The organism is Microcoleus sp. D3_18_C2, assembly GCF_036702395.1.
Lineage (GTDB): Bacteria > Cyanobacteriota > Cyanobacteriia > Cyanobacteriales > Microcoleaceae > Microcoleus.
The window spans coordinates 51,035-63,328 of record NZ_JAUBTG010000005.1; the positions used below are offsets into that span (position 1 = coordinate 51,035).

Annotated in this window: 8 protein-coding genes and 1 pseudogene; 8 read left to right on the forward strand and 1 reads right to left on the reverse strand. The window is 47.7% G+C overall.

The window, feature by feature from the left end:
* The first annotated feature begins 30 nt into the window (after positions 1–30).
* Together QUA88_RS05185 and QUA88_RS05190 are read left to right on the forward strand one after the other, a co-directional pair.
* Entirely contained in the window at positions 31–1,314 is a 1,284-nt protein-coding gene (locus QUA88_RS05185) for a HAMP domain-containing sensor histidine kinase (RefSeq protein ID WP_333055719.1), read from the forward strand.
* 34 nt (positions 1,315–1,348) lie between these two features.
* Entirely contained in the window at positions 1,349–3,526 is a 2,178-nt protein-coding gene (locus QUA88_RS05190; RefSeq protein ID WP_333055720.1) for a VWA domain-containing protein, read from the forward strand.
* 82 nt (positions 3,527–3,608) lie between these two features.
* Here the strand turns inward: QUA88_RS05190 and QUA88_RS05195 are convergent, their stop codons facing one another.
* Positions 3,609–3,932 (reverse strand): PEP-CTERM sorting domain-containing protein, encoded by a 324-nt coding sequence (locus QUA88_RS05195; RefSeq protein ID WP_333055721.1) that lies wholly within the window; start codon positions 3,930–3,932, stop codon positions 3,609–3,611.
* Positions 3,933–4,462: 530 nt separating this feature from the next.
* On the opposite strand from QUA88_RS05195, the gene QUA88_RS05200 reads away from it, so the two are divergent.
* The 6 genes and pseudogenes from QUA88_RS05200 (at position 4,463) to ppk1 (ending at position 12,090) form a co-directional block, all read left to right on the forward strand.
* Complete coding sequence (locus QUA88_RS05200; RefSeq protein ID WP_333055722.1) at positions 4,463–5,191, forward strand: Bax inhibitor-1 family protein; 729 nt, start codon at positions 4,463–4,465, stop codon at positions 5,189–5,191.
* A gap of 246 nt (positions 5,192–5,437) precedes the next feature.
* Positions 5,438–7,021, forward strand: a complete 1,584-nt coding sequence (locus QUA88_RS05205; protein WP_333055723.1) for a tetratricopeptide repeat protein — start codon at positions 5,438–5,440, stop codon at positions 7,019–7,021.
* Between the two features lie 9 nt (positions 7,022–7,030).
* Entirely contained in the window at positions 7,031–8,833 is a 1,803-nt protein-coding gene (locus QUA88_RS05210; protein WP_333270604.1) for a HEAT repeat domain-containing protein, read from the forward strand.
* A 24-nt stretch (positions 8,834–8,857) separates the two neighbouring features.
* Positions 8,858–9,220, forward strand: a pseudogene (locus QUA88_RS29465) (HEAT repeat domain-containing protein); the annotation flags it as partial.
* 69 nt (positions 9,221–9,289) lie between these two features.
* A complete protein-coding gene (locus QUA88_RS29470) occupies positions 9,290–9,454 on the forward strand; it encodes a hypothetical protein (RefSeq protein WP_445242992.1) in 165 nt (54 codons plus the stop codon).
* A gap of 452 nt (positions 9,455–9,906) precedes the next feature.
* Positions 9,907–12,090, forward strand: coding sequence for a polyphosphate kinase 1 (ppk1, locus tag QUA88_RS05220; RefSeq protein ID WP_333055725.1), 2,184 nt, complete (start codon positions 9,907–9,909; stop codon positions 12,088–12,090).
* Positions 12,091–12,294: the final 204 nt, after the last annotated feature.

Sequence of the window (12,294 nt, forward strand, 5' to 3'; positions counted from 1 at the left end):
TGGCAGGGTCGCGATCGCCCGAAGTTTGATATGGCGATCTGGCGATCGCTCCACTACAATGAAGCATGGGCAATCTCTGCCAAACTCAACCCCCACGCAGACATCATGGACTACAGCCAAGTGCTCGCCGACAAAACCGATACTATCGTCAAGAAGTGGATTGAAGCAGTTCGTCAGGATCGGAAAATTGAAAGCGCTGAGGCATTACCGCACTCAGCAATCGAAAATCACATACCTCACCTGCTGGCGGCGATGGCCACAGTGCTTTCCCAATATCAAAACAGCGAAATAAAACTAATAATTGAAGCCAGTTTAGATCACGGATTTCTCAGAGCAGAACAAGGCTACGACGCAGCAGAAGTAGCCAGGGAATACCACTTATTGCGTCAAGTAATATTCTCGCAGTTAGAATCAGAATTGCTAGCAGGAACCACCGCCGACGTATTCAGAGCTTTTAGGCTGATAGATGCCGTAGTAGACGAAGCAATTGCCCAGTGTTTCAATAGCTACGTCGCTCAGAGGCTCCAGGAACTTCAACAAATTCAAACTCAGTTAAAACTCACCAATCAAGAACTCGCTCGCCTCGTCAGCGTTAATAAAGAAAACGTTTACCATTTAGCTCACGAACTCAAGACTCCTCTCAACTCCATTATTGGTTATTCCGAACTGTTCTTGCGCCAAGAAAAATGGCAATCTGAAATTAAAGATACCCTCCCAGGTATCGAACACATCGAGCGAGTATTGCGTAATGGCAGACAGTTGCTTCGCCTGATTAATGACACACTAGAACTTTCTCGCGCCGAGGCAGGAAAAATTAAACTTAACTTGCGGCCAACTAATGTACGATCGGTAATTAACACCGTAGTAGAAATGATGCAGCCAATTGCTGATGCTAAAGGACTAAAGCTCGCCGTTACCAGCGACGGCGGCCCAACACAAGTAATCTCCGACTATGGGCGGCTGCAACAAATTCTGATCAACCTGCTGAGCAATGCCATTCGCTATACAGAATCTGGTAGCATCGAATTAAGTTGCCGCCATGCTGGAGAAGGAAATTGGGCGATCGCAATTACAGATACCGGCATTGGCATCGCCCCCGAAGATACAAACCGCATCTTTGACCCCTTCTTTCAAGCAGGAGAAGCAGGCAAACAGCTCTTTCCTACCGACAGCACCGGTCTGGGATTAGCGATAGTATCGCGGCTCGTCACGCTGCTGCAAGGCAAAATCGAGTTAGTATCAGAAATAGGAGTCGGCTCAACTTTTACCGTGATTCTGCCGCAAGAAGTTAAAATACTCCAAGAAGTAAGCTAAACATTAAGTTCAAATTTTTACATCCGAAAATCCTATGCCCGCAGCCAACCTTAGCCCTTCCACCACCGCCTTTCCCCTCACCGCCGTAGTCGGGCAAGAAGCAATCAAATTAGCCCTGCTGTTAGCAGCAGTCGATCCCGGATTGGGAGGAGTTGCGATCGCAGGCCGCCGCGGTACAGCAAAATCAGTAATGGCCCGCGCCTTGCACTCCTTACTGCCACCCATTGAAATTGTTAAAGATTCTTTTTGCAACGCCGAACCTAATGAAATTGTTGCAGAACAGGCATCAGGCTTGTTACCAGAAAATGGCGGGCAAGATGCCCACACCACCGATAGTAATTCCCCAAATACAGAAATAATTCCCACACCCTTCATTCAAATTCCTTTGGGTGTCACCGAAGACAGACTCTTAGGTTCAGTCGATGTCGAACAATCAGTGAAATTCGGCCAAACCGTATTTCAACCCGGACTCTTAGCCCAAGCAAATCGAGGCGTACTTTATGTTGACGAAATCAACCTCCTCGATGACAACATTTCCAACCAATTGCTAACAGTATTAACCGAAGGGCGCAACCAAATAGAGCGCGAAGGCATTAGCTTTCAACACCCATGCAAACCTCTATTTATCGCCACCTACAACCCCGAAGAAGGGCCACTGAGAGAACATTTGCTCGATCGAATCGCGATCGTACTTTCAGCCGACGCAGCACTCGAACTACAAGAAAGAGTCTATGCAGTAGAACAAGCTTTATCCTACTCCAGCTCCCCCCAAGACTTTCTCAATCAATACAGCGAAGACACCGACAACCTCAAAACCCAAATCATCCTAGCCAGAGAATGGCTCAAAGATGTCAGCATTAAACGCGAACAAATTGCCTACCTAGTAGAAGAAGCCATCCGGGGTGGCGTTCAAGGACACCGCGCCGAAATATTCGCAGTCCGCGTCGCCAAAGCCGCCGCCGCCATCGAAGGACGCACAGAAGTTAACGCCGAAGACCTGCGCCGCGCCGTAGAATTAGTCATCGTACCCCGCGCCACCATCATCCAAACTCCCCCAGACGAAAACTCTCCTCCTCCTCCCCCCCCACCGCCTCCCCAAAAGCAGTCAGAACAAGAACAAGACGAACCAGAAAACGAGCAAGAAGACGAAGAAGACCAAGAGGATGAAGACAACCCGGAACCTGAAGAAGAACCAGAAAAAGATACCATTCCCGAAGAATTTCTCTTCGACCCCGAAGGCGTAATTCTCGACCCCAGCGTGCTTTTATTCGCCCAACAATCCGCCAACAAACAAGGCAAATCCGGCAGCCGCAGCACCATTTTCTCGGAAGATAGAGGCCGTTACGTCAAGCCAGTATTACCCAAAGGCCCCGTTCGCCGCATCGCCGTTGACGCCACCCTCAGAGCCGCCGCACCTTACCAAAAAGCCCGCCGCGACAGGAATTCTCACCCCCCCCAACCCCCCCTTAGTAAGGGGGGGCAAGAGGCGAGTCAACCCCCCCGAAGCTTGGGGGGGCAACAGACGAGTCAACCCCCCGGTCAAGGGGGGGTTCAGCGCAGTGTATTTGTGGAACAGGGAGACATTCGGGCGAAGCGCTTGGCCAGAAAAGCTGGAGCTTTAGTCGTCTTTGTCGTCGATGCTTCCGGTTCGATGGCCCTCAACCGAATGCAGTCGGCCAAAGGTGCAGTCATGCAGCTACTGACAGAAGCTTATCAAAGCCGCGACCAAGTTGCTCTCATTCCCTTTCGCGGAGAACAAGCAGAAGTGCTGCTACCGCCGACTCGCTCCATAGCCTTGGCCCGCAAGCGTTTGGAACGGTTGCCCTGTGGCGGCGGTTCCCCCCTGGCCCACGGTTTGACTCAAGCCGTGCGGGTGGGAGTCAACGCCCGTCAGTCTGGAGATATCGGTCAAGTTGCGATTGTCGCAATTACTGACGGGCGGGGGAATATTCCTTTGGCTCGTTCTTTGGGGGAACCGATTGTAGATGGAGAAAAGCCAGATATTAAAGCTGAATTGTTAGAAATTGCTGCCAAAATTCGCGGTTTGGGAATGCAGTTGCTGGTGATTGATACCGAGAGCAAGTTTATTTCGACTGGCTTTGCGAAGGAATTGGCCAAGACTTCTGGAGGGAAATACTATCACTTGCCGAAAGCTACCGAACAGTCGATCGCAGCTATGACTAAAAATGCTCTGCGCGACGCGATCGGCTAAAATCCTGATATCCTGATTGATCTGCGATTATCCGCGTGTATCTGCAGTTAAAAATCCAAAAATTAGACTTTTGGCTAAAAGTCTAATTTTTAACTCTCACTTTCCGGCGAGTCAGCGCCAGCGAACCCGCAACTAAACCCAACCCTACCACCGCCGAAGGCTCAGGAATTCTTGCCGGGAGAGGCTCCGGCTTTGCCGGCCCCCGGCTCGGTATTCCAGAATTTGCTTGGGTGAATTGCTCGGTATTTTTAGCCAGCAGCCAATTTTCTGAACCCTGCCCAGAAGTAGCGGTATAAACGGCTCGGACATTAGCTGCAACGGCAGGTTGACCGCCGGAAATAACGGCGGCAGCCAATAAAATTCCGGCTGTAGGTGGCAATAATTTGCGCTCAAAAAATGTGGGCATTGGACATTACCTATTTAGCAGTTTTTCGATAGAACTCGATCTATTCATTAATTTTCTGGGTATCCTCTATCTGAGCTACCTTAGTAATTAACGGAAGCGATTTTTGATTGGCGATTTTACATTATTGAAGTTTCTGGTCTCTAGTTTAAACTAAATCGCCCATCAAAAGCCTAAAATTAACTGTGATCCCTGCCTCTAGCATATACTCCTTAATCCGCAATCGTAAATCCCCCATCCCAAATTGATTTACATCCGCTATTTGCGATTTTATCGACTTTAAGGTAGCCCTTGACCGCAGATAGCGCCGACCTCTTAAACTCAATTATAGCTTAGCCACGACGCGCAACGGTGCGAGAGGGCGACACGGCACAGACCTGTACGCAGTCGATTATAAACAATCGATCCCTGCGTTGGAGTGATTTCACCCCCGTTCTTTATCAAATCTTTAAACTCTTTGAGGTTTTGCAAACAAAGTGTAAAGCTGTCAAAATGATAGATAGCAATTCTCAGCCCAAATTAGGTAAATCCTCGTGAGTAACACTAGCAATTTCCGCGAAGCCGTGCGCGAGGCCAAAAACCACGCGCTGGTAGGCCCCAACGTCATCTCCAACGCTCTCCCCTTCGTGGGCGGCGGACTTGTCTTAACTGCTGTCGGCACCTACGGTGGCCTCGGAGTGATCCGCAACTATCCCGGGATCTTCTTTCCCACGTTCATTGCCGCGATCGTCCTACAATTAATTCTGTTCTTCGTCGCCCGCGGCGCAGCCGAACAAAATAACAAAAATACCGCTTTGCCTCTGCTGGCAACCTACAGCTTGCTTACAGGCTACACCCTCAGCGGATTGGTGTCTATAGCCCTCAGAAGCGAAGGCGTCGGCATCGCCGGTATTGGTTTTGCAGCCCTCGGCTGCGGCATTACCTTTATCGCCGCCCGCCAAATTGGCTCCAACCTTTCTGAACAAGACGGCATGGCCCTCACCAAAACTATCAGTTTAGGTGTGATTGCTTTGTTAGTCGTCGTTGGCGGCCAGTTTCTGCTATCTCTATTTGGCGTCTACACCCCAACCTGGTTGGAAATTGGCATTTCTGGCATCGGCGTGTTTATATTTGCCGGCGCTGCGATCGTCGATTTTTACATATTACCCCGCAGCTACCGCGACGACCAGTATTTGCCCGCCGCTCTGTCGATGTACTTGACCTACATCAACTTGTTCATTTTCATTCTGCGCCTGCTGATTGCTCTCAACGGCCGGGATTAAGTGAAACTTTAGCTTAAAAAAACCGCGGCTCGATGTCGATCGAGCTGCGGTTTTTGATTAAAATTTGAAATCAAGCAAGATAGTCGTCATCGCCGCCTCGGTCTTTATACAAAAAACTTATATCATGTTCACAGCCTGCAGGCATAAGGTATAATTTTAATTTTTAATCACTCAATCACACCTCTTGTTATCTAATTCTGTCGATCGCGATTTCAATATTAATCACAAATTAATTGGAGAAAACTCATGTACTTAAAATATGAAGATATCAGGAGAGTCAGCGTAGAAATTACCTCCAGGTGCAATGCAGCTTGTCCCCAGTGTCCCCGCACCGGCAACCCGATTTTGCCGGGGGCAGAATTAAAGATGGAGGATATTGAGAGAATTTTCCCACAAGAGTTTTGCTCTCAGTTGGATTTGGTGTATATGTGCGGCAACTACGGCGATGCTATGACTAGCAATACCACAATTCCCGCGATCGAGTATTTGCACCGCATGGGAGTTCCTCAAATCGGGCTTTATACTAATGGTAGCGGACGCAATCCCGACTGGTGGCAAGCCCTGGCAAAGGCGATGACAGGAGAACACGATAGCGTAACTTTTAGTATCGACGGGTTGGCAGATACTAACAGCATCTACCGCCAAAATACCAACTGGGACAGAATAATGCAGTCTGTTAATGCCTTCATCCAAGCTGGCGGAAAAGCTGTATGGCACTACTTGATTTTTGAACACAACCAGCACCAAGTAGAAGCAGCACGGGATTTAGCCCAAAAATTAGGATTTGTCGAGTTTGTACCGAAAGCAACCTCTCGTTTTGTGGCGAAAGAGATTTATGAAAAAGAGTCCGCCAATCAACAGCCTCAGAAGGCAGAAAAGTCTCAGGTAGATGCCAAGAGCGATCGCCCAAACCAACCAGCAACAAATAATGCGTCAGCTCCTCAAAATCAAACACAGACCGCTGTTGGATTGCACAAACAAGCTGAGGAATTCTTGAAACAAGGAAAGCTATCAGAGGCGATCGCAGCCAGCCAACAAGCCCTAAAAAATCAACCTAATTTTGCAGCAGCCTGGAAAACTTTAGGCAATGCTGTTCAAGGTTTGGGGAAGATGCAAGCAGCAGCAGACTGTTACGCCAAGGCCCTCAAAATTCAGCCTAATTTTCCAGAAGTTTATGCTAATGTCGGCAGTCTTTATGCTCAACAGCAACAGTGGCAGCCCGCTAGTGCTTATTACCAAAAGGCGATCGAGCTTAAACCCAATTTTGCAGGAGCTTATCGCAATTTGGCTAAAGTGTTGACACAGTTGGGGCAACCAGAAAAAGCAAATTATGCTTGGTATCAAGCTATAGCAATCGAAACCACTCAAGCACCAGAAGCAACTCCTTCTGTCCCATCAAAGCCAGCCAGCGAAGAACTCCAACCCCCATCCTTGGAACAATATAAAAATCCCCAGGGAGACCAATTTCTGCAAGCTGTAGAAAAATTTGGTAGCCTAAACAATTACTACCGAAATGTAGAAATTAGCTGTCAAACTCAAGCCAGCAAAGAGATTTTCATCAGTTTTGAAGCGGAACTCTGGCCTTGCTGTTGGGTAAGCCATACTAAATACGCTGTTTATAACCACACTTACAGACCGCAAATGCTGGCTTTAATTGAAAAGTATGGAAATGGCTTTAATTCTCTCAGAACTCAATCAGTGAAAGATGCGATCGCCAGAGATTGGTTTCGCGAAGACCTCACAAAAAGTTTTTCCTGTTCCAAAAGGTTGGACGTATGCGCTCACGAATGCGGTAAAACTTTCAATTCAACCGGTTCGCAGTATATATAGCAATCCTAAATGAATCGTAAATTTTTTACCCCACCCCAACCCTCCCCTTATCAAGGGGTTTGTGTGTACACGGTAGCCTTAGCAAGGGGGGCTGGAGAGGATCTTTCTCAACAGCTACGCGAAGCATTAGCAGCACCGGGGAAAGAGCGAATTCGAGATTTAGTGAAAAATCCCCTGAGATGCCCGCTGCTGTGCGGCACTTGGCAGTCGTTGGATGGGGATTTGCCGGATACTAAGGCGAAGCTTTATCAACGGTTTGTGACAACTTTGTATCAGTGGAAAAAACCGCGCCTGAATTTGATTCAGCAGCAGGAATTGAATGCTGCTTTGGGGAAATTGGCACTTTCAGGGATGTTAAATGAAACGTCCCGGTTTCAGTTGCGAGAAAGTGTGGGATATCGGGTGATGGGTGCATCGCAGTTTGAGTTAGCTTGTCGTTTGGGTTGGCTGAATTTAGTGGCGAGGGATGCGGAGACGGCGGAGGGGATTTATGCTTTTTACCATCCGACGTTTCAGGAATATTTTGCGGCGTTGGCGGTTGAGGATTGGCACTTTTTCTTGAATCACTTTCCTAAGAATCCGCAACATCCTGATGCTAGGTATCGCATTTTTGAGAAGCAGTGGAAGGAGGTTATTTTGCTGTGGTTGGGGCGTGAGGAGGTAGGGAAGGAGGAGAAGGAAGCGTTTATTAAAGCGTTGGTTAAGTTTAAGGTTGGGTGGGATAAATTTTATGGATATCGGGCATATTTTCTAGCGGCTGCGGGGATTGCTGAGTTTAAAGATTGTAGTCTTGCTGATGAGATTGTGTCGCAGATTGTTATTTGGGGATTTGGTTATTTTAATAAGCAAAAACAGGAGTGGCGGACATTTCTCGATCCAATTGTCGAGAGGGCAAGGGAAGTTCTGAAAGAAACAGATCGCCAAAGGGCTATCTCCGCTTTAATCGAGTTGATCCGCAATTCAGGTGATGAATATACCCGGAGGGAAGCGACCAGAAGTTTGGGGGAAATCGGCAAAAATTGCCCAGACACGATCGCCACTTTAGTCGAATTAATCAATACTTCTCAGGATGAAGTTACTCGGTGGCAAGCGGCCGATATCTTGGGTAAAATTGATAAAGATAGCCCAGTAGCGATCTCCGCTTTAGCAGAGTTAATTCACACTTCTGTTGAGAAAAACACCTGGAAGCGAGCGGCATATAGCTTAGGGAAGATAGGAAAAGATAGCCCAGAAGCGATCGCCGCTTTAGTAGAACTAATCCGCAATTCAGTTGAGAACGGTTTCTACCCGGTTTTCGGGTGGTCTAACGTACCTACCTGTATAATAGTGGCATATAGCTTAGTGAAAATAGGCAAAAATAATCCAGTTGCGATCGCCGCTTTAGTCGAGTTAATCCGCACTTCAGATAATAAAGTTACTCAAGGGCGAGCGGCAGAAATTTTAGGTAAGATAGACAAAGATAACCCGGTAGCGATCGAAACTTTATTGGATTCAATCCGCAACTACCGTCCTAAAGATAATCGTTATCAAGCGGCAGAAAGATTAGCAACAATCGGCAAAAATAACCCTGTTGCGATCGCTGCTTTAGTCGAGTTAATAAGCACTTCCCGCAATCAAGTTACCCGGTGGCGAGCCGCAGAATGTTTGGGAAAAATAGACAAAGGTAACACAGTAGCGATTTCAGCTTTAGGCGATTTAATCCGCACTTCAAACAATAAAATAACCCAGTCATCAGCAGCAGCAAGTTTAAACAAAATAGGCAAAGATAGCCCAGAAGCAATTTCCCTTTTAGTCGAGTTAATCCGCCATTAAGGTGATGAATTTACTCGGCGTTTAGCGGCAGGAAGCTTGGGGGAAATCGGTAAAGATAGCCCAGAAGCAATCTCCGCTTTAGTCGATTTAATCGCTAATTCTCAGAATGAATATACCCGACGGCAAGCAGCAGAAAGCTTGGGGAAAATCGGCAAAGATAGCCCGGAAGCGAACACCGCTTTAGTCGAGTTAATCCGCAATTCAGGTGATGAACATACCCCGTGGGAAGCAGCATCTAGCTTAGGGACAATAGGAAAAGATAGTCCTGAAGCGCTCGCCATCTTAGTCGAGTTAATCGGCAATTCAGGTAATGCAGATACCCTGTGTCGAGCGGCATCTAGCTTAGGGAAAATAGAGAAATATTACACAGTTGCGATCGCGACTTTAATAGAGTTGATTCCTAATTATCACCCTGAATATTCTATTTTTGACCCGGCAGATAGCTTACTGAAAATTATGAAAGGTAAACATTTCGCTACCGCAGTTTCAGGTTTAAAAAAATGCCTAACTTCCGAAATCTACAAAAATAATTTGGGTCGCAATGAGAAGTGCTACGGAGTCATCTGGGAGTGTGCCGAAAATATGACTTACCCAGAATTTTATCAAGCATGGCACGCTTAACCCACCGCTGGAATTGCCCTTAACAGGTTTTGGGCCAAATCAAGAGGACTTGCCGAATGCGGTACAGAATTGGATGGGAGGGATGGGTTCGCGATCCAGGGGCCGGACACCCCACCGTGCCCAAGGCATGACAACTTAACGTTAAACCCAGTCACAGACTGCTGTTTGACCATTAAATCTCGATCCCCCCTAGCCCCCCTTAAGAAGGGGGGGACAAGAGTCCGATCAAAGTCCCCCTTCTTAAGGGGGATTTAGGGGGATCTAGACTATGGTAAAAAGGAGATTTCTCAAAGGTTGGAGTCTTAAGTTGAAACGAAGAAGGGCAATGCCGTTTCCCTACAGGTATTACAAAAACGTGCGATCGACCAAAAGCAGATGCGAACCAATCCTTTAACCTACAATACTATTTTTAGAGATGCCATCACCGAGCCTCCCAAAGACTCCCCCAAACCATGCCCAAACCAAAAAAGACCCCCGCCAAAACCTACACTGAAATCAACCTCAGCGATCCTCAATATTACTTCAACCGAGAACAAAGCTGGCTAGAATTCAACAACCGCGTGCTTCACGAAGCTCTCGACCCCCGCACGCCCATCCTAGAAAGGCTCAAATTTCTAGCTATTTTTAGCTCCAACCTAGACGAATATTTTATGGTGCGCGTGGCCGCCCTCAAACAGCAAGTACAAGCAAAAGTCAGCAAATTGACTTCCGACGGCAGCACCCCTCAACAACAGCTAGATGCCCTTAACCAGCGACTTTTGCCAATGGTTTCTCAGCAACACTCTTATTTTGAGCAAACCCTGCGGCCGAAACTAGCAGCAAGCGGCATCTACATTCTTGACTACATTGACCTCAATCAAGAACAGCGGAATTACTTGCATCGCTACTTCAAAGAACAAGTATTTCCCGTACTCACTCCCCTAGCAGTTGACCCCAGCCACCCATTCCCCTACCTTTCCAATCTCAGCCTCAATTTAGCAGTAGTAGTCAGGGACCCCGACACGCGGGAAGAATTATTTGCCCGCGTCAAAGTACCGCAGGTTTTGCCGAGGTTTTTGCCACTACCGGGGGATTTGCAGTGGCAGCAGAGGGGCAAATCTCCGGTTTGGACTGGCGTGCCCCTAGAACAGGTGATTGCCCACAATTTAGAAGCTTTGTTTCCGGGGATGGACATTCAGGAATATCACCCGTTCCGCATTACTCGCAATTCCGATTTGACGGTGGAGGAAGATGAGGCGGAGGATTTGCTGTTGGCAATAGAACAGGAACTCCGCAAGCGCCGGTTTGGAGGTTCTGCGGTGCGAATGGAAATTCAAGCGATTATGCCACCTGCACTGCGAGATATGCTGATGGAAGAGCTGGATCTCGGTGAGCAAGATGTTTACGTCGTAGAGGGGCTGCTAGGCCTCAAGGATTTGATGTCTTTTGTGGGGCTGCCGGTGCCGGAACTGAAAGACCCGCCTTGGACTCCGGTTGTGCCGCCCCGTTTGCGGAACTCGGAATCACCAATGATTTTAGGCAAATTAATGTTGGATGCTGAGGAGGGCGAGGATATTTTCACCGCCATCCGCCAGGGGGATTTGATGCTACACCATCCTTATCACTCGTTTGCGGCGACGGTACAGCGGTTTATTACTGAGGCGGCGCACGATCGCTCTGTGTTAGCGATTAAGATGACTTTATACCGCACTTCGGGAGATTCGCCGATCGTCAGCGCCTTAATTGAAGCAGCAGAAAACGGCAAGCAGGTAGCCGTTTTAGTAGAGCTCAAAGCTAGGTTTGACGAAGAAAATAATATTAATTGGGCTCGCAAGTTAGAACAAGCTGGAGTCCACGTAGTTTACGGTTTGGTGGGGCTCAAAACCCACACCAAAATTGTGATGGTAGTGCGTCGCGAGGACGATTACATCCGCCGCTATGTCCACATCGGCACCGGCAATTACAATCCCAAAACAGCCGGACTCTATACCGATGTGGGTTTGTTGAGTTGTCGCGAGGATTTGGGATCGGATTTGACGGATTTGTTTAATTATTTGACGGGTTATTCGCGGCAGGTATCTTATCGCAAATTGTTGGTGGCACCGGTCAATATGCGCGATCGATTTTTAGCTTTAATTCGCCGCGAGGCAGACTTCTGCCGCTTGCAGGCCGAAGGTGGCACCGGTAGCTGTGGCCGCATTGTCGCTAAAATGAATGCTTTAGTTGACCCTCAAATCATTGTTGCTTTGTACGAAGCTTCCCAAGCGGGAGTGAAAATTGATTTGATTATTCGGGGGATTTGCTGTTTGCGTCCCGGCGTTGAAGGTGTTAGCGAAAATATCAGAGTTATCAGTATTATCGGCCGCTTTTTAGAGCATTCTCGGATGTTTTATTTTTTCAACGGTGGCGACGAAGAGGTGTATATTGGTTCTGCTGACTGGATGCAGCGCAATCTCACCAGACGGGTTGAGGCCATAGTTCAAGTGGAAGACCCGACAATTGCTAAGGAATTGCAAGAAATTTTGGGCGTAATGCTGGCTGACAACCGCCAAGCTTGGGATTTGCAGCCGTCAGGACACTACTCTCAGCGGCGGCCGCCTGCTAATTGCCCGGAGGTGAGCTCTCAGCAAATTTTGATGGATATGGTTTTGAATTAGTTATTAGTCATTAGTCATTAGTCATTAGTCATTAGTTGTCAGTTGTCAAATTTGCAGTTAGCAGTGTAGGTTCTTGTTAGCTATTAAGCTGTACTGCATTTAATTTTGACTTTGGGGGCGGGCAAGATGCCCACCCCACAAGATTTTTACTAACATAATTATCCAAATTAAATGCGCGACAACTAATGACTACTGACTAATGAC